The sequence below is a fragment of the Ochrobactrum sp. RH2CCR150 genome, from assembly GCA_014138095.1.
Classification (GTDB): domain Bacteria; phylum Pseudomonadota; class Alphaproteobacteria; order Rhizobiales; family Rhizobiaceae; genus Brucella; species Brucella gambitense.
Genome location: JACGXE010000003.1, coordinates 143,910 through 169,248 on the forward strand (window position 1 = coordinate 143,910; position 25,339 = coordinate 169,248).

The following is a 25,339-nucleotide window of genomic DNA, read 5'->3' on the forward strand; positions in this document are numbered from 1 at the left end:
CAAAAGGGAATAATGGAATGAGTGCACAAAGCGCCCTCCCGCAATCAGAGCTCGGTGTTGAGGTTGACGGCTCGAAGATGCAGGTATCCAAAACCGATGTCGCCATCGAAATCACGAACATGCACAAGTGGTATGGTGAGTTTCACGTCCTGCGCGACATCAATCTGAAGGTGATGCGCGGCGAGCGCATCGTCGTTGCCGGTCCGTCGGGCTCGGGCAAATCGACGATGATCCGCTGCATCAACCGTCTGGAGGAACATCAGAAGGGCAAGATCGTCGTTGACGGTATCGAGCTGACCAACGACCTGAAGAAGATCGATGAAGTGCGTCGCGAAGTCGGCATGGTGTTCCAGCACTTCAATCTCTTCCCGCATCTGACCATTCTGGAAAACTGCACGCTGGCCCCGATCTGGGTGCGCAAGATGCCAAAGAAGCAGGCGGAAGAAATCGCCATGCATTATCTGGCGCGCGTGAAAATCCCGGAACAGGCCCATAAATATCCGGGCCAGCTCTCCGGCGGCCAGCAGCAGCGCGTGGCAATTGCTCGTGCGCTGTGCATGAACCCCAAGGTCATGCTGTTCGATGAACCGACTTCGGCGCTCGATCCGGAAATGGTCAAAGAAGTGCTTGATACGATGGTGAGCCTCGCTGCCGAAGGCATGACCATGATCTGCGTGACGCACGAAATGGGCTTTGCCCGTCAGGTCGCCAATCGCGTGATTTTCATGGATCAGGGCCAGATCGTCGAACAGAATTCGCCGAACGAGTTCTTCGACAATCCGCAGCATGAACGCACCAAGCTGTTCCTCAGCCAGATTCTGCACTAATCCGATTGACTGCCTTGAATTGAAAACACCCGCCAGTCACGCTGGCGGGTGTTTTTATTGTTGGGGTCGTTTCGACCAAGCCGCCGCTTACTCTGCGTGCGGCCCTTCGCAGAACTGGATGCGGTTGCCGAAGGGATCGATAACGCCCATCACGCGCCCCCAGGATTCCGTCTCGATACCGGGGCGCATGAAGCGATAGCCGCGCGAAGTGATTTCCTTATGCAAGGCGTCGATGCCTTGCATGCGCACAAACACATTCGCACCGGGGCTGCCATCTCCATGATGCTCGCTCAGATGCAGGATCAGGCCTTGTCGCGATACCTGCATGTAAAGCGGCATATCCTTGGCAAACCGGTGTTCCCAGTCGAGAGTGAAACCAAGAAAGCCGAGATAGAATTCCTTGGCCTTTTCGATGTCGAAAATCCGGAAGACGGGGCAGGTTTGTTCAAACTGGATTGTCATGTTGAGCTAGCTCGCTCCGATGAGAGAGTGGACGGTGATGTGTTTCCCTATGCATTATAGACGGAAGCCATAGTTCAATCTTCCACGAAGTGGCGCAGGCGCTGCAAGGCATCGTCCCACTGGGTTGAAACGGCGGCGAGATAGGCGCGGGCATCGACAAGCGGAGCAGGATGCAGGCGGAAATGACTTTCCCGTCCGATTTTCTCGCGATGCACTAGCCCCACCTGTTCCAGAACAGACAGGTGCTTGGTCACAGCTTGCCGCGTGATGCTGCCGTTTTGCGACAGCACCACGATGGAGCGGCTCTCACCGTCACTCAATGTCTCGATGAGAGCCAGTCTCGTCGGGTCGGCAAGCGCCCCGAAAATAGCGGAAATCTCCATGGCGTGACTAACCGGACTTGCGCTCATTTTTCGACATGGGCCTTGATGTTGCCGACCTGCTCCTGCCAGCCGCCATCGTTCATGCGCAGCGCCAATGGCTGGCGCTCGGCGGGCAGGGCGTCGAAACCGCTTTCAACAACTGTCAGGCGCGTGCCGCTTTCGATCGGTTCAAGCTTGAACTCCACCAGCGTCGGCGGCTCCTTGGAATAGTCCACGTCCGGCTCGACGGCATAAGGATGCCATGTAAAGGCGAAATAGTTCGGCGCCTTCATATCCTTGACGACGGATTCCCACCGCACATGCTCAAATCCCGGATAGGTGATGTGACCGGTCGAAGCTGCGCCGACGATGAACGGGCCATCGAGCTTGACGCGAAACCAGCTTCCAAACTCGTCATGGTCGGTCAAGGCGCGCCAAACGCGGTCAATACCAGCGCGAATGTCGACGGTCTTCTCAATGCGATCTGTCTTGTTTGCAACAGTCATGGTGTATCTCCTCCGTAATTGGCAACTCAATGGTTGCTAATTTACAGGCGCTGACAAAATAAGCAACCAAAAAGTTGCATATTTATTCCGGCAGAGGTGCCTTGTCGGGCAAAGGGAAGAGCGTGCGGAGCTTCTCCGCCAGAGCGCGATCTCCTTTAACTGTCAGCAAATTGGCCTCCTCAAGCGCTGACAATGGCTGTCCTCCATAGATGGTTGCAGCGAGCATCCGCGGTGCGCCCTGCAGTGAGAGATCGTATCGTTCGGGTATGCCGCGAGCGATATCCAGCGCCTCATCATGCAGGCGGGCGGTGAAATCTTCGCCATCCAATTGCAAGTGAATGATGGCATTCATCCCATGGGCGCGTCCGCTATCCAGCATGGTGCGCAGAGAAAGCAGGAAAGAAACCGTTGAAATCGGCAGGTTCGGATCGTGCATTGGCGAACGCGCGGCCCAACGACCGAGTGCTTGCAGGATCGGCTCGCTTTCATAGCCCCATTTGGTGAGTTCATAGACCTGCACCGAAGCAGGCGGCGGCAATTTGGTCTTGTGGAGAATGCCGGCCAGTTCCAGCCCTTCGAGCCGTTGCGTCAGTACATTCGCGCTCACGCCCGGCAGATCGGCGCGCAAATCACTGAAGCGCTTCGGACCCAGCAGCAGTTCTCGCATGACGAGCAGCGCCCAGCGTTCTCCAATTAAATCAAGGCCATGCGCTGCAGCGCACGCATCGTCGTAGCTGCGCTTCGCGGCCTGTTTTTCGCCTTTAGTTATTTTTTCTAACTTCATGGTTGCCTAATATAACTTATCTGTCATTATGTTCAAGCAAACTTAATCCGGACATCGCCAAAACACGTGAAAAATGTCTGGTGCTGCGGCGGGGCGCAGCGGCGACAAACAATCATAATGGATACAGGGCAGCGCCCTGCCAATGGAGGAAATGTCATGCCGAAAATGATTTTCGTGAACTTAGCCGTAAAAGACGTCGCGCGCTCGACAAGCTTCTATGAAGCCATTGGCGCGAAGAAGAATCCAATGTTCTCGGACGAAACCGCATCCTGCATGGTTTTTTCCGACACGATCCACGCGATGATCCTGAATCATGACAAGTTCAGCCAGTTCACGCCGAAGAAAATCGCCGATGCCAGTGCAGTCAGCGAAGTGCTGGTCTGCCTATCAGCCGACAGCAAGGCCGAGGTGGATGATACGGTCGAAAAGGCTGCGAAAGCTGGCGGTCGTGCCGATCCTGCGGCCAAGCAGGACTATGGTTTCATGTATGGGCGCAGCTTTGAAGATCTGGACGGCCATATCTGGGAGCTGATGTGGATGGATATGGAAGAAGCCGCCAAGGTTATGGGCTGAGCCCACAAACTGGATAAACAGGGAGGAATTGACCATGTCTGGTCTCACCATTTGCCTGTGGTTCGACGGGCAGGCGGAAGAAGCCGCCAATCATTATGTCTCGATTTTTCGCGCCTGCGGGCGCCCGGCTTCAATTGATGGTTTCATCCGCTTCAAGCATGGCAACCAGCAAAACGAAGAACAGGCGGTCACCGCGAATTTCACGCTTGATGGACAGAAAATCTGTGGCCTCAACGGAGGTCCGCATTTCAAGTTTACGCCAGCGGCATCGTTGATTGTTCGCTGCAAGGATCAGGCGGAAGTGGATGCCTTCTGGGAAAAGCTTCTGGAAGGCGGGACGCCGATGGAATGCAGCTGGCTGACCGACAAATACGGCTTCGCATGGCAGATCGTGCCCGACATGTTGCTCGATACCATGGAAAATGGTGCGCCTGATGTGCGTCAGCGCGTGGCGGACGCCATGATGAAGATGGTCAAAATCGATGTTGCGACATTGGAAGCTGCGCGCGACGCGGCGTAACTTTTGACCGACTATCCGCGTATGGCCGCAACGGCATCATAGCCATAGAGCCAGTCCAGATCCTTCAGGAAAGTATCCGGGCGGCGCAGGGCAAACAGCATGTTGCGGCCAAGCGCCACCGGACCGGTGGCGTGATAGGCAAAGCGGTTAAGCTGGCCGCGCTTGGCAACCGCTGCTATCCGTTCCTTGCGAACTGTGTCGAAGCGGTGCAACCCCGCCGATTGATCGGCGGCATCAAGCGCTTCGGCAAGGGCGGCAGCATCTTCAATCGCCATTGCCGCACCTTGCGCGGCAAATGGCGTGACGGCATGGGACGCATCGCCCAGAAATATGGTGCGGTTCGGCCCCAGAAACTGCGGTTCCGCCATTTCGAAAAGCGGCCAATAAGTCCAGTCTTCGGCAGTCGCCAGCACATCACGAACGGGCTTGGCCCAGCTTCTATAAGTGGCTTGCAGTTTTGTTCGATCGCCGGTTTTCGACCAGCTTTCGCCAGGATTTTCGCCCGCTGTGATGGCAACGAAGTTGAAGAATGTTCCGGCTTTGACGGGATAGGCGATGAAGTGAATGTCGGGGCCGAGCCAAGCGGATACGGCCTTGCGTTCGGGGAGAGCGTTCAGGAAAGAGGCGGGCAGGGCATTGGTTGCCAATGTTGCGCGCCATGCAATATGACCGCTGAATTGCGCCTTGTCGTAACCTCCAAGGGCGCGCAGCGCTGACCAGACACCGTCACAGGCAATCAGGTAATCGGCCTCAACGGTGTTCGTCCCGCTTTCGCTTTTCACGGTCGCCACAATGCCGTCGGCGCGGGCGGTATGGTCGAGGATTTCACTGCCGAGGCTGATCTGGATCGCCGGGTTTTCCTCGCAGGCTTGCAAAAGCGCCGATTGCAGATCGGCGCGGTGGCAAACCACATAGGAATGGCGCCAGCGGAGACGAGCCTTGTCGCCCAGTTCCATGGCGAGCAGGGGACGCGCCTTGCGACCATCCATGAGATAGAGCTTTTCAGGCGTCACAGTGTGAGGAACAAGTCTATCGGCGACACCGAGGCGTTCGAGGTGACGCATTGCGTTGGGGGCCAGTTGCAGGCCCGCGCCGACTTCAGAAAGAGCGGATGCTTTCTCGATGAGCTGGATGGACCAGCCCCGCGCTGCAAGTTCCAGCGCCGCGCTCAATCCCGCGACACCGGCTCCTACTATCAATATGTGGCCTTTGCCCATATCGGTCTTCTTGCCCAATGCTGTGATGAGATGGGCTGAGATATACGCTGTTCAGGCCGCTTTATCGGCTGGAGCGTCGTAGGTGCAGCCTGCCGGGAGAGTTTCGTCGGCATGCAGCTTGGCATTGTAGCGATAAAGGGTCGAGCAATACGGGCAGACCACTTCGCTTTCGTCGCCCATGTCGAGGAAGACATGCGGGTGATCGAAAGGCGGGTTTGCGCCGACGCACATGAATTCCTTCACACCGATTTCAATGGCGCTATGACCGGCGTCGTTCTGGAAATGAGGAATGATGTGATCGGACATAATACGCTCCGGCTGTCGTTCGCGGTATATAGCACGCTTCAGACCAGCGCGCTCAAAACTCTGCTTGCGTTTACCGCGAAACTCTTGTTTCCGGAAGCGTTTTCATCAATTCTAGGGATATTTAAGTGATTTGCTATCAAACTGTCATGCGACAGCCATAGGCTTTACGATGAGCCGGTTTGTACCGGCAGATTCCGGATTAGGAAAAATGAACGAAAACAGTGCGTTGGCGAGCGAAACCCAGAGCGGGGCCCATGAGATGACAGCTGAACCAACCAGCACCTCCGAAATCGGTTCGGAGATGCAAAACGCACCTGATGCTCACAAAGCTTTGAATGAAGCTAAGATCGCAGAGCTGATGAGCAGCGCGGATCGCTTCGTCAATCGTGAGTTTTCCTGGCTTCAATTCAACCGCCGCGTTCTGGACGAGGCCGCAAATATGCGCCAACCCTTGCTGGAGCGCCTGCGTTTCCTGTCCATCTCGGCCACCAATCTCGATGAATTTTTCATGGTGCGCATCGCGGGTCTCGCCGCACAGGTTCGCGCCGGTGTGGTGCTGCGCAGTGCCGACGGTCGCACGCCGCAGGAGCAGCTCGATTTCGTTCTGGATGAAGTGAGCCGCTTGCAGGCCGAGCAGCAGGGGCGTTTCCGCATATTGCGTGACGAGCTGGTGCAGGAAAATATCGAAATTGTGCGCCCATCGGGTTTGGCAGAACCGGAGAAGGACTGGCTGGAAAGTCATTTTCTCGAAACGATTTTCCCGGTTCTCACTCCGCTTTCCATCGATCCGGCGCATCCGTTTCCGTTCATTCCGAATCTGGGCTTCTCGATTGCCTTGCAGCTGGCGCGCCGCGCTGACAATCACCCGATGACTGCGCTGTTGCGCATTCCGGTGGCCCTGAAGCGGTTCATCCAGCTGCCGACGGATCAGCAGAATGTCTATCGCTTCATCACCATCGAAGATGCGGTGAGCCTGTTTATCGGGCGGCTGTTCCCCGGTTACGAAGTGCGCGGGGCAGGCACATTCCGCATCATTCGCGACAGCGATATTGAAGTGGAAGAAGAAGCCGAAGACCTCGTGCGTCTCTTCGAAACGGCGCTGAAGCGCCGCCGCCGCGGTCAGGTTATCCGCATTGAATTCGATGGCGAAATGCCGGAAGCCTTGCGCGTCTTCGTGGCGACGGAACTTGGCGTATCCGAGAATCGCGTCAGCGTGCATGAAGGGCTTCTGGCCCTCAACATGATCTCGGAAATCGTCTCGATCCCACGCGATGACCTGAAATTCGTATCCTACAATCCGCGTTTCCCGGAACGTATCCGCGAACATGGCGGCGATTGCTTCGCCGCGATTCGCGAAAAGGACATTGTGGTTCATCACCCTTATGAGTCGTTCGATGTTGTGGTGCAGTTTCTGCGTCAGGCGGCGGCGGACCCGGATGTGCTGGCCATCAAACAGACGCTCTATCGCACCTCCAACGACAGCCCGATCGTGCGTGCGCTGGTCGATGCGGCGGAATCCGGCAAATCGGTGACCGCGCTGGTCGAGCTGAAGGCGCGTTTCGATGAAGAAGCCAATATTCGCTGGGCGCGCGATCTCGAGCGCGCTGGCGTGCAGGTGGTTTTCGGCTTTATCGAGTTGAAAACCCACGCAAAAATGTCGCTTGTTGTACGGCGCGAAGACCAGAAACTGCGCTCTTACGTGCATCTGGGTACGGGCAACTATCACCCGATCACCGCGCGTATTTACACGGATCTTTCCTTCTTCACTTCGGACGCTGATATCGCCCGCGATGTAGCGCATATCTTCAATTTCATCACCGGCTATGCGCAACCGGCAGAAGAAATGAAAATCGCCATTTCGCCCTTCACCTTGCGGGCGCGCATCATCAAGCACATCGAGAACGAGGTGACCCACGCCAAGGCCGGGCGACCGGCGGCAATCTGGATGAAGATGAATTCGCTGGTCGATCCACAGATTATTGATGCGCTCTATAAGGCAAGCCAGGCGGGCGTTCACATCGATCTGGTTGTGCGCGGCATTTGCTGCCTGCGTCCGGGTGTGCCGGGGCTCTCCGATAATATTCGCGCCAAGTCGATTGTTGGACGTTTTCTTGAGCACAGCCGGATTTTCTGCTTTGGAAACGGGCATGATCTGCCTTCCGACAAGGCGATTGTCTATATCGGTTCTGCCGACATGATGCCGCGCAATCTCGACCGTCGTGTGGAGACGCTGGTGCCCATCACAAATGCCACAGTGCACCAGCAAATCCTGTCTCAAATCATGTTTGCCAACATAATTGATAACCAACAGAGCTATCAGCTACTTGCGGACGGCACCTCTCGCCGGATAGAAAAAGAAGAAGGAGAGGAAGCTTTCAACGCGCAGGAATATTTCATGACCAATCCCAGCCTGTCGGGTCGCGGAAAGTCGCTGAAGTCTTCGGCCCCCCGTCTCATCGCACATCGTAAGCGTGCGCAGGCGGAAAGAAAAACGACTGTATGAGTCCAGCTATAGCACAAGGCCGTCTGAAGGGTCTCAAGCCCATCGGGGTCATTGACATCGGCTCGAATTCGATCCGTCTCGTCATTTACGAAGGTATCGTCCGTTCACCGACGGTGCTGTTCAACGAAAAACTCCTTTGCGGTCTCGGCAAGGGACTGGCCAAGACTGGCCGGCTCAACGACAAGTCTGTCGATATCGCCTTGCGCGCGTTGCGGCGCTTTCGTGCGCTGGCCGAGCAGGCAGGCGCGGTGTCGGTTCATGCGCTGGCGACTGCTGCTGCGCGCGAAGCGAAGAACGGCCCTGATTTCATCGCGCAGGCCGAGGCCATTCTCGGGCGGCACATTGAAGTGCTGTCCGGCAAGGAAGAAGCCTATTATTCGGCGCTCGGTATCATTTCCGGTTTTCACAAGCCTTGCGGCGTTGCGGGCGATCTCGGCGGCGGCAGTCTTGAACTGGTGGCGATCAACGATCACGATATCGGCGAGGGCATCACCCTGCCGCTTGGCGGCTTGCGTCTTCAGGACATGTCCGACGAAAAGCTGACCGAAGCTGCGAAGATCACGCGCAGTGAACTTGCAAAGGCCTCGCTGCTTGAAATGCATCAGGGGCAGGTCTTCTACGCGGTTGGCGGCACATGGCGTAACCTTGCCAAGTTGCATATGACGGCCAAGCATTATCCGCTGCTCGTCATGCATGGTTATGAGATGGACCCGGTCGAGGCGCAGAGCTTTCTCAAGCGCGTCGCAAAGGGCAATATCGACACGATGCGCGGCATCGAGGCGGTATCGAAAAACCGTCGCCAGCTTCTGTCTTATGGCGCGACTGTGATGCTGGAAACCATCCGCCGCATGAAGCCTTCGAAGATCGTCTTCTCGGCTTTGGGCGTGCGTGAAGGTTATCTCTATTCGCTGTTGCCCAAGAACGAGCAGAAACTCGATCCCCTGCTGGCTTCTGCGGAAGAACTGGCGATCCTGCGGTCACGCTCACCGCGTCATGCGCGCGAACTGGCGGTCTGGACGACGCTTTCTCTGCCGCTGCTCGGTTATGATGAGACTGAGGACGAAGGGCGTTATCGCGAAGCCGCATGTCTCGTGGCGGATATCAGCTGGCGCGCACATCCGGATTATCGCGGTTCGCAGGCGTTGAATATCATCGCGCACGGCTCGTTCGGTGGCATCGATCATCCGGGCCGTTCTTATATGGCGCTTGCCAATTACTATCGCCATGAGGGGCTGATCGAAGACGAAATCGCGCCGGAAATCGTGCAGCTGGCCACGCCGCGTCTGCGTGAAAGGGCGAAGCTGCTCGGCGCGCTGCTGCGCGTTGTCTATCTTCTGTCGGCATCGATGCCGGGGGTCATTCCGCGCCTCTACTGGCGTGAGGAAGAAAACGGTATCGCGCTGGTCGTACCGAGCGATCTGGCCGATCTTGTATCGGATCGCCCCGAAGGCCGTTTGCAGCAGCTGGCCAAATTGACGGGAAAGAACCTGTATTTCGCGATAGGCGAAAAAGAGTAGGGCATTGAGTGAGTAGGGGAATAAGGGAATAGGGAGTATGTTTATACAGCCCTTTTCACCTATTCCCCTACTGCCTTACTCCCCTAATTCCACGGCCCGGATGCGGCGGTTTTCGAACTTGATGCCGATCTTGCCGTCGATCAGGTCCAGTGCCTTTTGACCGAACACCTCGCGACGCCAGCCTTGCAAGGCCTGTACTTTCGCTTCATCGCCTTCGGCTGCAATCTTGTCGATATCGTCCGAACTGGCGACGATCTTGGCGGCAACGCCATGCTCTTCGGTCACCAGTTTGAGCAGAACCTTCAGAAGATCGGCTGCGGCAGCGCTACCTTCCGGCGAATGCGACGGCTTGGGCAGCTTCGGCAGGTCTTCCTTCGGAATAGCAAGCGCTGACTGGATTGCGGCAACCAGACCTGCGGCCTGCGCCGAGCGTTCCCAGCCCTTGGGGATCGAGCGCAGGCGACCGAGCGCTTCGGCATCGCGTGGCTGCTGCTGGGCGATTTCGGCAATCGTGTCGTCCTTGATGATACGACCACGCGGCACATTGCGTTCACGTGCTTCCCGCTCGCGCCATGCAGCAACAGACTGCATGATGGCAAGCTCGATCGGCTTGCGCACGCGGGCTTTTACACGCCGCCATGCATCGTCCGGATGCAAATCATAGGTTTCGCGGGCGGTCAGCACCGCCATTTCCTCATTCACCCACTCGCTGCGACCTTCCTTCTCAAGCTCTTCCTTGAGATAGAGATAGATGTCGCGCAGATAGGTGACGTCAGCCAGCGCGTAGTCGAGCTGCTTGTCCGAAAGCGGGCGTCTGCGCCAGTCGGTAAAGCGGGATGATTTGTCGAGATGCTTGCCGGTGACTTTCTGGACGAGCTGGTCGTAAGAAATCGCATCGCCGAAGCCGCAGACCATCGCCGCGACCTGACTGTCAAAGACCGGCGAGGGGATGAGGTCGCCGAGATGGAACACGATTTCGATATCCTGCCGCGCAGCATGGAAAACCTTGACGATTTTCTCGTCGGCCATCAGGCGGAAGAATGGTGCAAGGTCAAGTCCCGGCGCAAGAGCATCCACCAGCGCGGTGTGATCCGGCGAAGCCATCTGGATAAGGCACAATTCCGGCCAAAAAGTCGTTTCGCGGATGAACTCCGTGTCGACAGTGACGAAATCTGACTTGGACAGGGCGGATACGGCCTCTTCAAGGGCCTCTGTGGTCGTGATGAGTTGCATAGGTTTCTTTTAGACAAAGCGATGCTGGTTGTCCCGAAAGAATGCGCAAAACCCGCAGCATAACAAGTGCAAATCGTGTTTTTTGTCGATACGTTACGTCATGCGGTCCGAACCGCGACACTTGTAGAGAGTGCAGACTTGACAAAACCCGGTCAAAATGCGCTTTTCCGCCAGAATTTGCAGCGCTTTGCCTGCACTGACTTATCTTACCAAAAGGCAGAAATCATGCACCGTTACCGCAGCCATACCTGCGCAGCCCTCCGCAAGACGGACGTCGGTTCGAACGTTCGTCTGTCCGGCTGGGTTCACCGCGTCCGTGACCATGGCGGCATTCTCTTCATCGATCTTCGCGATCATTACGGCATTACCCAGATTGTGGCCGATCCCGATTCGCCTGCTTTCAAGGTTGCCGAAACGGTTCGCGGCGAGTGGGTTATCCGCGTCGATGGTGAAGTGAAGGCCCGCGCAGGTGATGCGGTCAATACGAACCTGCCGACCGGCGAAGTGGAAATTTTCGCAACCGAGATCGAAGTTCTGGCCGCAGCCAAGGAACTGCCGCTGCCTGTCTTCGGCGAGCCGGATTATCCGGAAGATATCCGCCTGAAGTATCGCTTCCTCGATCTGCGCCGCGAAACGCTGCACAAGAACATTATGAGCCGCACCAAGATCATTGCCGCGATGCGTCGCCGCATGACCGAAATCGGCTTCAACGAGTTCACCACGCCGATCCTGACGGCCTCGTCGCCGGAAGGCGCACGCGACTTCCTGGTGCCGAGCCGTATCCATGAAGGCAAGTTCTATGCATTGCCGCAGGCGCCGCAGCAGTACAAGCAGCTTCTGATGGTTGCCGGTTTCGACCGTTATTTCCAGATCGCGCCTTGCTTCCGCGATGAAGACCCGCGCGCTGATCGCCTGCCGGGCGAATTCTACCAGCTCGACCTTGAAATGAGCTTCGTAACCCAGGAAGAAATCTGGGAAACGATGGAACCGGTCATGTGCGGTATTTTTGAAGAGTTTGCCGAAGGCAAGCCGGTCACGCAGACTTTCCGGCGTATCGCCTATGACGATTCGATCCGCACCTATGGTTCGGACAAGCCGGATCTGCGCAACCCGATTGAAATGCAGGCTGTGACCGATCATTTCGCCGGTTCGGGCTTCAAGGTCTTCGCGAACATGATCGCCAATGATCCCAAGGTCGAAGTCTGGGCTATCCCGGCCAAGACCGGCGGTAGCCGCGCATTCTGCGACCGCATGAATTCCTGGGCGCAGAGCGAAGGCCAGCCGGGTCTCGGCTATATCTTCTGGCGCAAGGAAGGCGACAAGCTTGAGGGTGCAGGCCCGATTGCGAAGAACATCGGCGAAGAACGCACTGAAGCAATTCGCGTGCAGATGGGCCTCGACGATGGCGACGCCTGCTTCTTCGTGGCTGGTCAGCCGTCGAAGTTCTATAAGTTTGCCGGCGATGCACGCACCCGCGCAGGCGAAGAACTGAACCTCGTGGACCGCGATCGTTTCGAACTGGCCTGGATCATCGACTTCCCGTTCTACGAATGGGACGAAGACAACAAGAAGCTCGACTTCGCGCACAACCCGTTCTCCATGCCGCAGGGCGGTATGGATGCGCTGGAAAATCAGGATCCGCTTGCGATCAAGGCCTATCAGTACGATCTCGTCTGCAACGGCTTTGAAATTGCTTCGGGCTCGATCCGTAACCAGCTGCCGGATGTCATGGTCAAGGCCTTTGAAAAGGTCGGCCTCAGCCAGCAGGATGTGGAAGAGCGCTTCGGTGGTCTCTACCGTGCGTTCCAGTACGGCGCGCCTCCGCATGGCGGCATGGCTGCCGGTATCGACCGCGTCATCATGCTGCTGGTCGGTGCAAAGAACCTGCGTGAAATCTCGCTGTTCCCGATGAACCAGCAGGCGCTTGATCTTCTGATGAACGCGCCTTCGGACGTGTCGCCAGCCCAGCTGCGGGATCTGCATATCCGCTTGGCTCCCCCGGCTCAGAAGGCCTAAGCTCTTTTTCAGAGAACAAAAAACCCGGCCTTGAGCCGGGTTTTTTATATGCGAACACCAAGAAAAAAGCCCGGTGATTGCACCGGGCTTTTTCGATTTTAGTTGTTGGCGTCGACGCCAACCTTCAGGAGCTGGATGATCTTCGTTGGATCGAGCGAAGCGGTTGCAACGATCGATGCGAAGGTGACCGGCTGGTCAGGCGAGGCGCTCAGCGTCAAAGACTTCGGATCGGTGAAGTACTTGTCCGATGCCGCTTTCAGCTGCTGTGCGAAATCCGGGTTCTTCAGCTGTGTGGCCATCAGCGGCACCATCATCTTCAGCTGTTCGCCAAGCGCCTTGGCGTCCGAACCCTGCTGCTTGGCATAATAGGTCAGCAGCTTTTCCGTCAGCGATGCATCATCGAAGCGGATCGTCAGGTTCTTGAGGTTCAGCTGTTCTGCAAGGCCCAGAATGGCAAGACCGGCGGCGTCCTTGTCGGCGTCCGACTTGGTCATTGCTTCCTGCGTCTTCTGCACGGCTTCGACAAAGGCCAGGTCATAACCGCCAAGGCTGCCGGTGATGTTGATCTTGCCGAGATCCTGCGCATCAACTTCCATCTGGTCGAGCGTGGCATCGCCCGACTTCGGCGACCACTGGCCCTTCATGTTGACGGCGGCCTGAAGGCTCTTCATGCCAAGCGGCTCAAGCGGGTTCTGGCCTTCCTTGCCGAAGGTGGCGTCAATGCTGGCGACCGAGGCGGTGTAGCCGATCTTCTCGGCCTTGTTCGACGTGTCGAGCGAGACGTCGACGCCCTTTACCGTGGCGCCATCCGTGCCCGGCTTGCCAAATGCCAGTTCGTCGATCTTCATCTTGTCGTAGAGGATCATGCTGTCGAGCGGACCCTTGGCAGATTCCGATGGAATATGCAGGTTCAGCATCGACATGCCCTTGATGGTGGCCTGGTCGTTCTTGCCATCGGTGCTGTCGAGTGTGAGGTCAGGAACTGCAACCTGTCCGATGGTGAAACCGCCATCCGGTGCGTCCTGAACGTCTTCCAGCGTTACATCGCCGATTTCCACGTCTTTGGGAGACAGCGTGGCGAGCTTGACCTTGGTGCCTTCGAGCACGATGTTCGAACCGTCAGCCTTCACATTGGCGAAGCTCAGTTCACCGCCCTGTTTCGCATAAAGGGCCTTGAGGCGCTCGGCGACGGCATTGGCATCCGCAGCCATGGCGGCGCTGCCGAAAATCAGCGAAAGCGCTGTGCTTGCAGCAAAAATGCGCGCCGCTGGCTTGATATTGACGAAAACCTGCATTCGAAGCTCCTGCCTAATCTCTTGATTTTAGTGCGGCATTCATAGGCTTAAATCTTCTGATTTAACAACCCGATTTGCTTAACCTGTGCTTGCAACATAGGAAAACCTGTTTCCGATTGCTCTATAGTGCGTAAATGGCGGCAGATTTGCGACTGAAGCCTGCCTCCACGCTCCAATTTTGATTTGTGCAACTATGCAGTGGATTTCAAGCGCTGCCACGCTCTTTGCGTGCCATATTTAGCGCAGCGCACTGTAATGTACTGGTTTAGTTCTCCTGAACGCTTGCTGACGATTCGCGCACTTGGTACTGGGAAGTATGGGAAAAAGTCTGATTCCGCCGGGCGACGGCGAAGAACACATCGAACGGGTCGATCTTAAGTCGGCCCTCGAGGAACGTTACCTCGCTTATGCGCTGTCCACGATCATGCATCGTGCGCTGCCGGACGTGCGCGACGGTCTGAAGCCGGTGCATCGGCGCATCATGCATGCGATGCGTCTGCTGCGTCTCAATCCCGATCAGGCCTATGCGAAATGCGCGCGTATCGTGGGCGACGTGATGGGTAAGTTCCACCCGCATGGCGACGCTTCGATCTACGATGCGCTGGTGCGTCTGGCACAGGATTTCGCGGTGCGTTATCCGCTGGTCGACGGGCAGGGCAATTTCGGCAATATCGACGGCGATAACGCCGCCGCCATGCGTTATACCGAAGCCCGCATGACCGAAGTGGCGACGCTGCTGCTCGAAGGCATCACCGAAAACGCTATCGATTTTCGTCCGACCTATAATGAGGAAGACGAGGAACCGATCGTTCTGCCGGGTGCATTCCCGAACCTGCTGGCCAATGGCTCGGCAGGCATCGCGGTTGGCATGGCGACGAATATTCCGCCGCATAACGTGGCGGAGCTTTGCTCGTCGGCGCTTTATCTGATCAATCATCCCGATGCGGGCGTGGAAGAACTCATCACCTCGCCGGAACAATGGGAAGAGCTGAAGCGTGAGGCGGAAACTGATCCGTCCGCACTGCTGAAAGCCAAGGTGCGTGGCCCGGATTTCCCGACGGGCGGCATTCTGGTTGAAGAACATGGCAATATTGTCGAAGCCTATCGTACCGGTCGCGGCGCGTTCCGTGTCCGCGCGCGTTGGGAAAAGGAAGAAGGCAATCGCGGCACCTGGGTGATCGTCGTCACTGAAATTCCGTATCAGGTGCAGAAGTCGCGCCTGATCGAGAAGATCGCCGAATTGCTGCTGGCCAAGAAACTGCCGCTGCTTGACGATATTCGCGATGAATCTGCGGAAGATATCCGCATCGTTCTGGAGCCGAAGAACCGCACCGTTGACCCGGAATTGCTGATGGAATCGCTGTTCAAGCTCACCGAGCTTGAAAGCCGCGTTTCGCTCAACATGAATGTGCTGTCGCACGGCAAGGTGCCGAATGTTCTTTCGCTGGGCGGCGTGCTGCGCGAATGGCTGGAACACCGCAAGGAAGTTCTGGTTCGTCGCTCGCAATATCGTCTGGCCGAGATTGAACGGCGCCTGGAAATCCTCGGCGGCTTCCTGATTGCCTATCTCAATCTGGATGAAGTCATCCGCATCATCCGCGAGGAAGACGAGCCGAAACAGGAATTAATGCGGACATTCGAACTGACCGATGTTCAGGCCGAGTCGATCCTCAATATGCGCCTGCGTTCGTTGCGCAAGCTTGAGGAATTCGAGATCCGCAAGGAATTTGACGCCCTGACGGTGGAAAAGGCCGATATTGAAGGACTGCTCGCTTCCGGCACACGCCAGTGGAAGAAGATCAGCGCCGAGATCAAGGCGGTGCGTGAGAAATTTGGCCCTGCGACCAAGCTTGGCAAGCGTCGCACGAATTTCGCCGAAGCGCCGACCCACGATCTGGAAGACATCCACAATGCGATGATCGAGCGCGAGCCGGTTACGATTGTTGTTTCGGAAAAGGGCTGGCTGCGTGCGATGAAGGGCCATATGGCCGACTTCTCGACGCTCTCCTTCAAGGAAGGCGACAAGCTCAAGCTGGCTTTCCATGCGGAAACGACCGACAAGCTTCTGTTCTTCACGACCGGCGGCAAGTTCTTCACCATCGGCGCGAACACCCTGCCGGGCGGTCGCGGCCATGGCGAGCCGATCCGCATTCTGGTCGATATGGAAAACGATCAGGACATTCTGACAGCCTTCGTTCACGATCCATCGGCAAAGTTGCTGCTGGTTTCGCATGAGGGCAATGGTTTCATCGTTCCGGAGAATGAAGCCGTCGCCAATACCCGCAAGGGCAAGCAGGTGATGAATGTGAAGGCGCCAGACGAAGCGAAGATTTGCACGCGTGTTTCCGGCGATCACATCGCGGTCGTCGGCGAGAATCGCAAGATGGTTGTCTTCCAGCTATCGGAAATTCCGGAAATGACACGCGGCAAGGGCGTCCGTCTGCAAAAGTATAAGGATGGCGGCGTTTCGGACATTCGTACATTTGCGATTGCCGAAGGCCTGTCATGGCAGGATTCGGCAGAACGGACTTTTACGCGCAACAAGGAAGAACTCGTCGAGTGGATTGGCGCTCGCGCTTCCGCCGGGCGCGTTGTTCCGAAGGGATTTCCACGTTCGGGTAAATTCTGACAGCTACAGCATCCCCTCATCCTGAGGAGGTGCCCTGAGCGGAGCGAAGGAAACCGTCTCGAAGGATGTGGGTGACAAGGGCAGACCCTGTGCGTTTGCCCTCAGCTCTTCGATCCTTCGACAAGCTCAGCGTGAAGGAAAATAGCTTCGCCCATTTTGGGCGAGCAAGATCAGGAAAACGCGACGTTAGCCCTCAAACCGCTGCCAGCCGCGAGGGCCAAGATGTTCCTGCGGCGTGAAGCGGATTTTATACTGCATCTTGCGTGATCCCTCGACCCAATAGCCGAGATAGACATGCGGCAAGCCCGCGGCTCGCGCCCGTTCGATATGATCGAGAATCATATAGGTGCCGAGCGAACGGTCGTGCATATGCGGCGAGAAGAACGAGTAGACCATGGAAAGGCCGTCGGCCATCACATCGGTCAGCGCCACGGCAATCAACTCACCATCGCCCTTGGGATCGATAAAACTGTCGGGGCCGCGACGGCGATACTCGATGATCTGCGTGTTGACGTGGGTATCTTCAACCATCATCGCATAATCGAGCACGGTCATGTCCGACATGCCGCCTGAACGGTGGCGCGCATCGAGATAATCGCGAAACAGCGCATATTGCTCGGTGCTGGGTTGCGCCTTGTGCACGCGACCGACCAGATCGCGATTCTGGTTCCAGACGCGGCGCATATTGCGCGTCATCTCGAACTCTCCCGCCAGAATGCGCACGGAAACGCAGGCGCGGCAAAGCTCGCAGGCCGGGCGATAGGCGATATTCTGGGAGCGGCGGAATCCGCCTTGGGTCAGGAGATCGTTGATCTCGTTGGCTTTATCGCCCACGAGATGCGTAAAAACTTTGCGCTCCATCTGCCCATCGAGATACGGACAGGGCGATGGGGCCGTCAAAAAGAACTGCGGAGACTGTTGCGGTTGATGGGTCATTCAATATCCACGAAATGGTAATACCGAAACCATCACGATATCTGACAAGGATCGAACCGACGGCGCAAAACGTCAAGTGGCATTTTGCGCAGCCGGCTCTGAATTTTTTTGATCTTAAGTTGAACTAGGTCTGTTTCCCTCCACATCGGTTGGTTTCGGGAAACAGGAAACCGTCTTTTAGCGCGATCTTAACGATCCGAGCGGATGACCGCCGTACCAAGCAGAAGATCGTGCACCGTGCGCTTGCGGTCGAGAACCAGCGTTGCCAGCAGGATCAGCGGCGTCAACACGACGTTGAGACCCCAGAACAGCACCGAGTGAACAATAGCGAGCATCGGGTCCACCATGCCGCCTTCAAGCCGGACGAGCTTGAGGTTCATCATCTGCATGCCCTTGGTGGCTTGCTGCGGGCCGCCCATGGTGCGCGACACATAGATCAGCGCCACGATGGGGAACATGATGCCGTAAAGCATCCAGCCGATGCCAAGCGTGAGTATGCCAAACAGCGCAATGATAATTGCAGCCGGGATACACAGCAGAAAGACGATGAGATAATCGATGAGAAAAGCCATCATCCGGCGCGTACGCACGCCCTCGAAGAAAGCTCGGCTGTCGTAACGCGGAGCCATGATCTCGCCGTGCAGGATATGGTCGGACATTTTTCCTTCCAGTCGTTTAAAAAGACAACCGGAGACAAGACAACGTCCGGCGCCGCTCCGCCTTCCGGGCGGAACGCTACGAACATGGTAAATGAAGTGGGCCGTTTCAAGGAAGCTGCCAGAGAAAGCACGGGCAACCTGTCGGTGTCTGACATAAAAGTCGCTATGCCGGGGCTACGAAGGGCCCGTTGCTCTTTATTCTGACCCTCAGACTAACCGCGCTGTTTCAGCTTTTCGGCGACCTCAATTGCGAAATAGGTGAGGATGCCGTCGCAACCGGCACGCTTGAAAGCCAGAAGGCTTTCCATCATCACTTTTTCTTCGTCGATCCAGCCATTGATACCGGCGGCCTTGATCATCGCGTATTCACCCGACACCTGATAGGCATAGGTGGGCAGGCGGAATTCGCTCTTCAGCCGGTGGATGATGTCGAGATAAGGCATGCCGGGCTTGACCATCAGCATGTCCGCACCCTCGGCGATATCCTGCTCGGCTTCGCGCACCGCTTCTTCCGGATTGGCCGGATCGAGATAATAGGTCTTCTTGTCGCCTTTCAGCAGGCCCTGCGTGCCAATGGCTTCACGATAGGGGCCGTAGAAAGCCGATGCGAATTTCGTCGCATAGGACATGATCGGAATGTGATGATAGCCGTGCTCGTCCAGCGCCTGACGGATTGCGCCGATGCGGCCGTCCATCATGTCGGATGGCGCGATGATATCGGCACCGGCTTCAGCCTGCGAAAGCGCGCCGCGGACCACCATGGCGACGGATTCGTCATTGACGATTTCACCATCGCGCAAAATGCCGTCATGGCCATGCGTGGTGAATGGATCGAGCGCAGCATCGGTGATGATGCCAATCTCCGGCACTTCTTTTTTGATCGCGCGCACGGCACGATTGATCAGATTGTCGGGGCTGGCGACAAACGCACCGTCATCGGTCTTCACTTCCGCTTTTTCTCGCGGGAAGGGGGCAATGGCCGGAATGCCGAGCTTGGCGGCTTTCTCTGCCATGCGCACCGCCATATCGACCGAATAGCGCTCCACACCGGGCATGGCTTCCACAGGTTCGGAAACCCCGTCCCCGTAGGTGAGGAAGAATGGCAGGATCAGATCGTCCACCGTCAGCTGCGTTTCCTGCACCAGCCTGCGCGACCAGTCGGCCTTGCGCATACGGCGCAAACGGCAGCTGCCGGTCACGTCATCGACATGTCTGCCGATATGAGGGGGGAGATATTTGGATTGACGGTCGCTCATTGAATTATTCCCGAGAATGGAAGCCGCGATGCAAATGCAATCAAAGGGCTGACTTCGGATGCGCACCGTTTATCACGGGAAAAGTGGTGAAACCAAGAAGATTGGCCGGTACGCACCTGTGTGGGATTGACGCGGGGCGTCTCACTTTCTACCCATTTGTTGGAACGGGAGACAAGATATGCAGATTGACTTTGGCGGTGGCGGCGAAATCAGCTTCGAACGCAAGGGAAAAGCCGGTCTGGTAAAGCTGACGCGGACCGCAGCGCTCAACGCGCTGACGCATAAGATGATTCTGGCGCTCGACCGCGCATTGCAGGCCTGGGAAGACGATCCGGAAGTCGCCTGCGTGATTCTGGAAGGCGAGGGCCGTGCATTCTGCGCTGGCGGCGATGTTGTTGCGGCCTACAAGGCTGGCCGCGACGGAACGCCCGCTTACGAGTTCTTCCGCGACGAATATCGGCTCAATGCCCGCATCGGTCGGTTTCCCAAGCCCTACATATCGCTGATCAATGGGATTGTCATGGGCGGCGGCGCTGGCATTTCGGTGCACGGTTCGCACCGTATCGTGACCGAAAACACCATGTTCGCCATGCCGGAAACGGGAATCGGCTTCTTTCCCGATGTCGGTGGAAGCGCGTTCCTGCCGCATCTCCACGACAATTTTGGTTATTATCTCGCCTTGACGGGAAACCGCATTCGTTGGGGCGATTGTCTCCAGAGTGGAATTGCCACCCACGCAGTTGCGGCCAGCGACCTGCACGACGTGCGTGACGATCTTATCGCATCGGCCGATATTGATGCGGCTCTGACTCGCAGCCAGTACCCGGATTTCGAAACATCCGCCGACACACGGCATGTGATCAATGAGTGCTTTTCCGGCGCGACGCTTGCCGATTGCATGAACTTGCTGGACAAGGCCGCCGCTTCGGGCAGTAAACCGGCGACGGACATTTTGAACGTCATAGCAACGCGGTCGCCGACCAGCGTGTCGGTAACTTTCCGGCAGATCGCCGACGGTCGCCCGCTCGACCTCGATGATTGCATGCGTATGGAATATCGCATTGCCAGCCGGATGCTTGAAGCCCACGACTTCTATGAAGGCGTGCGGGCGCTGCTGATCGACAAGGATGGCGCGCCATCCTGGCAACCGGCTTCAGTCGAGGACGTAAAACCGGAACAGGTAAACGCCTATTTCGTAAATCTTGGCGAAAAGGAACTGACGTTCTCATGAGGAATTGCTGATGCATATGGATGAGCTGCGCCAGCACGCGCAACCGACCGGCCTTGAATGGACATTTACATGGTTCATTCGATTGCTGGCGCTGACTGCGCTGGCAAGTGGCGTTCTCTATTGGGTGCGGCTCATCGGTATTCATCCGGGATTGCTCTGGCGGTTCGATCTGATGCCGTGGATGTGGCAGACCGCTGTTGTCGCGCTGGCAGTGTTAATGCCTGTTGCCGCAACGGGTCTCTGGATGCGGGCAACCTGGGGGCCGGTTCTTTGGTTCGTGGCCGCAGTCGGCGAGATCAGCATCTATTCGGTTTTTGAACGGAACTTTGAAAGCAGACCGTTGACGGTTACCTTCAATGCGCTGTGCATCGTTATTTATATCGTGTTCCGCATCCTGTTGGTTCTGGAAAAGCGGCGGCAGGCAAAGGCCAGCATTTCCGCCTGATCGCGGGTGCCAGTAAGTAAACATTAAGCCTGAATTTGCATTCCTCTCGGTAAGCTACTGTTAAGTCTGACTTTTAAGTCGAATTTTATGCATCTCCCCTAAAGTCCTCTCAAGACAGCGAGAAACATCGCTGCATAAAACAGGAAGAGAGCTGCATCAAGGGTTTCCCGAATGCGGCTCCGACAGAGAGGCAAAGACAATGATGAATGCTCAGCGCAAAATCGACGCTCCGCTCTATGCTCCGGAAGCCGCACTCCGCAGCCTGTATCTGGAAGCCCTTCAGCTGGTGGAGCGTCTGCATCGCCGCCTGCTCGATGTTGTGAAGGATGAGTTCGACCGCAATGGTCAGCTCGACATCAACGCAACGCAGGCGCTGCTGCTTTTCAACATTGGCAATTCGGAACTCACCGCCGGTGAACTGCGCTCGCGTGGTTACTATCTCGGCTCGAATGTTTCCTACAACCTCAAGAAGCTTGTCGAAATGGGCTTCATTCATCACCAGCGTTCGCGTGTTGATCGCCGTTCGGTGCGTGTCAGCCTGACCGACAAGGGCAATGAGATCGCCAATCAGGTTGCCGCTCTTTACGAACGTCACGTCCTGTCCATCGAACAGGTCGGCGGAATTCAGGTTGAAGAATTCATGGCGATGAACAAGTCTCTGCAGCGCCTCGACCGCTTCTGGAACGACAGCATCGCTTATCGTCTCTGATAAATCGACCAGTGTTCCGGGAAGTTTGTTGCAGAACGGACACAACAGACCTGCATTTGCTGAAGCGGATGGGCAATTATGCTTCGATCTTGATGCGCGTGGCTTGCAAACTGGGCCGCGCGACATGATTAAGCCATAAAAACCGACATAAGCAGTTCTCAAGACTGCACGGGCAAGAATGTGCCATCTTCCAACAGGTCGGGAGATATAAGCTGGCGCGCATGTTTGCGGGTCGCCTATCGCCTTGACACCCTGTTGCTGATATTCTCGGACGACTGCCGCCGACATTGAGCTATGAGCGGCGTGCCTTTTTGGGACTAAGCAAATGACCAAGCCAATAACCAAGACTGACAAGAATGCCGAAGCTTTCAATGTAGACCGCCGTCGCTTCCTGCGTGGTGCTGCAACAGCTGGCCTTTCCGTGGCAGCCTCGGCTTTTGCAACCTCGTCCTTTGCGCAACAGGCATTTAACGATGTGCTCGCGTCGCCGCGCCGCGGTAACTGGGATGACCAGTTCGATGCGCGCGCGACAGGCGGCCAGAAGGTTGCGACCAACCAGCCGGTGCTGAGCCAGCAGACCATTGGCAATATTCAGGGCGCGATCGCCCAATATAGCGACATTGCCGGTCGCGGCGGCTGGCCGACGGTTCCGGGCAATGCAAAGCTTCAGCTCGGCGTGAATGACCAGTCGGTCCAGTATCTGCGCAAGCGTCTCATGGTTTCCGGCGATCTGCCGCAGGGCGCTGGTCTTTCCAATGCGTTCGACACCTATGTCGATGCCGCAGTGAAGCGTTTCCAGTCGCGTCATGGTCTGCCGGCAGATGGCGTGATGGGCCAGTTCACCTATGCAGCCATGAATGTGGACGCGAATACGCGTCTCGGCCAGCTCCAGACCAATTTGCAGCGCTTGTCGCCGCTGGTCAGCGCCGGTATGCAGGAACAGCGCTTCGTGATGGTGAATATCCCCGCCGCACGGATCGAAGCCGTTGAGAACGGCAGCGTCATGCAGCGTCACACCGCCGTTGTCGGCAAGATCGACCGTCAGACGCCGCTTCTTAATTCGAAGATCCACGAAGTCATTCTCAATCCTTACTGGACGGCGCCGAAGTCGATCATCCAGAAGGACATCATTCCATTGATGCGGAAAGACCCGCAATATCTGGCGAAGAACAAGATCCGTCTTTACGATCAGTCGGGTCAGGAAGTTGCGCCGGAAACCATCGACTGGAACACGGATGACGCTGTGAAGCTGATGTTCCGTCAGGACCCGGGCAAGATCAACGCTATGTCCTCGACGAAGATCAACTTCCACAATCAGTATGCCGTCTACATGCACGATACGCCGCAGAAGAGCTATTTCAACAAGCTCATGCGTTTCGACTCGTCGGGCTGCGTGCGCGTGCAGAATGTTCGCGATCTGGACGTGTGGCTGCTTAAGAACACGGCTGGCTGGGATCGCCAGAATATCGAGGAAACGATCCGTACGGGCAACAACACGCCTATTCAGGTTGTTGACCCTGTGCCGCTGCACTTTGTCTATATCTCGGCCTGGTCGACGGGCGACGGCGTCGTGCAGTTCCGCGACGACATCTACAAGATGGATGGCGCAGCATCGCTGGCGCTTGGCACCGATACCTGATTTTTCGGTATTTATTGCTGAACAAAAGCCGTCCCGAGCATTCGGGGCGGCTTTTTTAGTTTCAAAGCATTTCCAGCAAAAGTGTGAAGCGGTTTTGCGTTCGGAAATGCGTATAAATAAGCAAAAGTCGGTATCAAATCGGTTTGCCGCATTTTGGAACATGCTTTTCGCTTTGCGGCCATTGGCCTAGGGCATTCAAGTGTGATAATGCGCCTCATCCAATAGCTTTTACCGGCTGACCCGGAGGGTGTGAAAATGTCTCAAGCCAATGCCGCCACCAAGAATGCGTTTTCCGACGCTTTCTTCAATGCAAGCCTCGAGGACATCGATTCCGAAATTTTCGGTGCAATTCGCAACGAACTCGGTCGTCAGCGCCATGAAATCGAGCTGATCGCCTCGGAAAACATCGTCTCGCGCGCTGTTCTTGAAGCGCAGGGCTCCATCCTCACCAACAAATATGCCGAAGGCTATCCGGGCAAGCGCTATTATGGCGGCTGCCAGTATGTCGACGTGGTGGAAGAACTGGCGATCGAACGCGCGAAGAAGCTCTTCGGTTGCGAATTCGCCAATGTTCAGCCGAATTCCGGCAGCCAGATGAACCAGGCCGTGTTCCTGGCTCTGCTTCAGCCCGGCGATACCTTCATGGGTCTCGACCTCAATTCGGGTGGTCACCTGACGCATGGTTCGCCGGTCAACATGTCAGGCAAGTGGTTCAATGTCGTGTCTTATGGCGTCCGTCAGGACGACCATCTGCTGGATATGGACGAAGTGGCTCGTCTCGCCCGCGAAAACAAGCCAAAGCTGATTCTCGCTGGCGGCACCGCCTATTCGCGCGTCTGGGACTGGAAACGTTTCCGTGAAATCGCCGATGAAGTCGGCGCTTATCTCATGGTTGATATGGCGCATATTGCCGGTCTCGTTGCCGGTGGCCAGCATCCGTCGCCGATCCCTCATGCCCATGTCTGCACGACGACGACGCACAAGTCTCTGCGCGGCCCGCGCGGCGGCATGATCCTGACCAACGATGCCGATCTGGCGAAGAAGTTCAATTCGGCTGTGTTCCCTGGTCTTCAGGGCGGCCCGCTGATGCACGTCATCGCCGCCAAGGCGGTGGCCTTCGGTGAAGCGCTGAAGCCTGAATTCAAGCTTTATGCCGAGAACGTCGTCGACAATGCGCGCGCGCTCTCCGAAGAACTGAAGTCGCATGGCCTCGATATCGTTTCCGGCGGTACCGACAACCATCTGATGCTGGTCGATCTGCGTCCGAAGAACGCAACGGGCAAGCGTGCGGAAGCCGCTCTCGGTCGCGCCAACATCACCTGCAACAAGAACGGCATTCCGTTCGACCCTGAAAAGCCGTTCGTCACCTCCGGCGTTCGCCTCGGCACGCCAGCCGGCACCACGCGCGGCTTCGGTGTAACCGAATTCAAGGAAATCGGCTCGCTGATCGCTGAAGTTCTCGACGGTCTGAAGGTTGCCAATTCCGACGAAGGCAATGCCGCTGTCGAACAGGCTGTGAAGGAGAAGGTCGTCGCTCTGACCGACCGTTTCCCGATGTATGGCTATCAGGGATAATCAGTCCCTGAATGAAGAGTATCGAAAGCCCCGTTCAACGCTGTTGAGCGGGGCTTTTTGCCTCGCATATCCGGTGGGTCGCATTCGGTATGTTGATTGGCGCAGATCAGATATGATCTATAGGAATCAGTCTTCGAAG

The 25,339-nt window shown here is 56.6% G+C and carries 23 protein-coding genes; 12 read left to right on the forward strand and 11 right to left on the reverse strand.

What is annotated here, in order from left to right; translation table 11 throughout:
- The first annotated feature begins 17 nt into the window (after nucleotides 1–17).
- Nucleotides 18–827, forward strand: a complete 810-nt coding sequence (locus FHW03_RS08190) for an amino acid ABC transporter ATP-binding protein (protein ID WP_182520198.1) — start codon at nucleotides 18–20, stop codon at nucleotides 825–827.
- A gap of 87 nt (nucleotides 828–914) precedes the next feature.
- Here FHW03_RS08190 and FHW03_RS08195 read toward each other — a convergent pair whose 3' ends face one another.
- The 4 genes from FHW03_RS08195 to FHW03_RS08210 all read right to left on the reverse strand — a co-directional run bounded on the left by FHW03_RS08195 (nucleotide 915) and on the right by FHW03_RS08210 (nucleotide 2,941).
- The gene (locus FHW03_RS08195) at nucleotides 915–1,289 is read right to left on the reverse strand and encodes a glyoxalase superfamily protein (protein WP_182520199.1); all 375 of its coding nucleotides are present in this window, start codon (nucleotides 1,287–1,289) and stop codon (nucleotides 915–917) included.
- Nucleotides 1,290–1,363: 74 nt separating this feature from the next.
- Nucleotides 1,364–1,699, reverse strand: coding sequence for a helix-turn-helix transcriptional regulator (locus FHW03_RS08200; RefSeq protein ID WP_280991911.1), 336 nt, complete (start codon nucleotides 1,697–1,699; stop codon nucleotides 1,364–1,366).
- A complete protein-coding gene (locus tag FHW03_RS08205) occupies nucleotides 1,696–2,157 on the reverse strand; it encodes an SRPBCC family protein (protein ID WP_078340483.1) in 462 nt (153 codons plus the stop codon). The genes FHW03_RS08200 and FHW03_RS08205 overlap by 4 nt, the downstream gene beginning before the upstream one ends.
- A gap of 82 nt (nucleotides 2,158–2,239) precedes the next feature.
- Nucleotides 2,240–2,941, reverse strand: a complete 702-nt coding sequence (locus FHW03_RS08210) for a helix-turn-helix domain-containing protein (RefSeq protein WP_182520200.1) — start codon at nucleotides 2,939–2,941, stop codon at nucleotides 2,240–2,242.
- A 156-nt stretch (nucleotides 2,942–3,097) separates the two neighbouring features.
- Between FHW03_RS08210 and FHW03_RS08215 the strand changes: the two genes are divergently transcribed.
- Complete coding sequence (locus FHW03_RS08215; protein WP_182520201.1) at nucleotides 3,098–3,514, forward strand: VOC family protein; 417 nt, start codon at nucleotides 3,098–3,100, stop codon at nucleotides 3,512–3,514.
- A gap of 34 nt (nucleotides 3,515–3,548) precedes the next feature.
- On the forward strand, nucleotides 3,549–4,034 hold the full coding sequence (locus FHW03_RS08220; protein ID WP_078340486.1) for a VOC family protein: 486 nt from the start codon (nucleotides 3,549–3,551) through the stop codon (nucleotides 4,032–4,034).
- 11 nt (nucleotides 4,035–4,045) lie between these two features.
- Here FHW03_RS08220 and FHW03_RS08225 read toward each other — a convergent pair whose 3' ends face one another.
- Both FHW03_RS08225 and FHW03_RS08230 read right to left on the reverse strand, forming a co-directional pair.
- Complete coding sequence (locus FHW03_RS08225; protein WP_182520202.1) at nucleotides 4,046–5,251, reverse strand: FAD-binding protein; 1,206 nt, start codon at nucleotides 5,249–5,251, stop codon at nucleotides 4,046–4,048.
- Between the two features lie 51 nt (nucleotides 5,252–5,302).
- Entirely contained in the window at nucleotides 5,303–5,557 is a 255-nt protein-coding gene (locus FHW03_RS08230) for a zinc-finger domain-containing protein (protein ID WP_078340488.1), read from the reverse strand.
- 259 nt (nucleotides 5,558–5,816) lie between these two features.
- On the opposite strand from FHW03_RS08230, the gene FHW03_RS08235 reads away from it, so the two are divergent.
- Both FHW03_RS08235 and ppx read left to right on the forward strand, forming a co-directional pair.
- Nucleotides 5,817–8,060, forward strand: coding sequence for an RNA degradosome polyphosphate kinase (locus tag FHW03_RS08235; protein WP_377514529.1), 2,244 nt, complete (start codon nucleotides 5,817–5,819; stop codon nucleotides 8,058–8,060).
- On the forward strand, nucleotides 8,057–9,577 hold the full coding sequence (gene ppx / locus FHW03_RS08240) for an exopolyphosphatase (RefSeq protein WP_182520204.1): 1,521 nt from the start codon (nucleotides 8,057–8,059) through the stop codon (nucleotides 9,575–9,577). Before FHW03_RS08235 ends, ppx begins: the two co-directional genes overlap by 4 nt.
- A 75-nt stretch (nucleotides 9,578–9,652) precedes the next feature.
- Here ppx and rnd read toward each other — a convergent pair whose 3' ends face one another.
- A complete protein-coding gene (gene rnd, locus FHW03_RS08245; protein WP_182520205.1) occupies nucleotides 9,653–10,810 on the reverse strand; it encodes a ribonuclease D in 1,158 nt (385 codons plus the stop codon).
- A 225-nt stretch (nucleotides 10,811–11,035) separates the two neighbouring features.
- Here rnd and aspS point away from each other — a divergent pair, with 225 nt between their 5' ends.
- A complete protein-coding gene (aspS, locus tag FHW03_RS08250) occupies nucleotides 11,036–12,826 on the forward strand; it encodes an aspartate--tRNA ligase (protein WP_182520206.1) in 1,791 nt (596 codons plus the stop codon).
- 98 nt (nucleotides 12,827–12,924) lie between these two features.
- On the opposite strand, the gene FHW03_RS08255 is transcribed toward aspS, so the two are convergent.
- Entirely contained in the window at nucleotides 12,925–14,121 is a 1,197-nt protein-coding gene (locus FHW03_RS08255) for a hypothetical protein (RefSeq protein ID WP_182520207.1), read from the reverse strand.
- 316 nt (nucleotides 14,122–14,437) lie between these two features.
- On the opposite strand from FHW03_RS08255, the gene FHW03_RS08260 reads away from it, so the two are divergent.
- Entirely contained in the window at nucleotides 14,438–16,750 is a 2,313-nt protein-coding gene (locus FHW03_RS08260) for a DNA topoisomerase IV subunit A (RefSeq protein WP_182520208.1), read from the forward strand.
- A 186-nt stretch (nucleotides 16,751–16,936) separates the two neighbouring features.
- On the opposite strand, the gene FHW03_RS08265 is transcribed toward FHW03_RS08260, so the two are convergent.
- From FHW03_RS08265 to hemB, 3 genes are all read right to left on the reverse strand, one after another.
- Complete coding sequence (locus FHW03_RS08265) at nucleotides 16,937–17,686, reverse strand: arginyltransferase (RefSeq protein ID WP_078340494.1); 750 nt, start codon at nucleotides 17,684–17,686, stop codon at nucleotides 16,937–16,939.
- A gap of 188 nt (nucleotides 17,687–17,874) precedes the next feature.
- Entirely contained in the window at nucleotides 17,875–18,345 is a 471-nt protein-coding gene (locus FHW03_RS08270) for an RDD family protein (RefSeq protein WP_078340495.1), read from the reverse strand.
- A gap of 212 nt (nucleotides 18,346–18,557) precedes the next feature.
- On the reverse strand, nucleotides 18,558–19,601 hold the full coding sequence (hemB, locus tag FHW03_RS08275; protein ID WP_182520209.1) for a porphobilinogen synthase: 1,044 nt from the start codon (nucleotides 19,599–19,601) through the stop codon (nucleotides 18,558–18,560).
- A 178-nt stretch (nucleotides 19,602–19,779) separates the two neighbouring features.
- Here hemB and FHW03_RS08280 point away from each other — a divergent pair, with 178 nt between their 5' ends.
- The 5 genes from FHW03_RS08280 to glyA all read left to right on the forward strand — a co-directional run bounded on the left by FHW03_RS08280 (nucleotide 19,780) and on the right by glyA (nucleotide 25,200).
- Nucleotides 19,780–20,832, forward strand: coding sequence for an enoyl-CoA hydratase/isomerase family protein (locus FHW03_RS08280; RefSeq protein ID WP_182520210.1), 1,053 nt, complete (start codon nucleotides 19,780–19,782; stop codon nucleotides 20,830–20,832).
- Between the two features lie 10 nt (nucleotides 20,833–20,842).
- Nucleotides 20,843–21,277, forward strand: a complete 435-nt coding sequence (locus FHW03_RS08285; protein ID WP_182520211.1) for a DUF6163 family protein — start codon at nucleotides 20,843–20,845, stop codon at nucleotides 21,275–21,277.
- Between the two features lie 199 nt (nucleotides 21,278–21,476).
- The gene (gene ldtR / locus FHW03_RS08290) at nucleotides 21,477–21,986 is read left to right on the forward strand and encodes a transcriptional regulator LdtR (RefSeq protein WP_078340499.1); all 510 of its coding nucleotides are present in this window, start codon (nucleotides 21,477–21,479) and stop codon (nucleotides 21,984–21,986) included.
- A 337-nt stretch (nucleotides 21,987–22,323) separates the two neighbouring features.
- Entirely contained in the window at nucleotides 22,324–23,625 is a 1,302-nt protein-coding gene (locus tag FHW03_RS08295) for a L,D-transpeptidase family protein (protein WP_182520469.1), read from the forward strand.
- A 255-nt stretch (nucleotides 23,626–23,880) separates the two neighbouring features.
- Complete coding sequence (gene glyA, locus FHW03_RS08300; protein ID WP_182520212.1) at nucleotides 23,881–25,200, forward strand: serine hydroxymethyltransferase; 1,320 nt, start codon at nucleotides 23,881–23,883, stop codon at nucleotides 25,198–25,200.
- Nucleotides 25,201–25,339 lie beyond the last annotated feature (139 nt).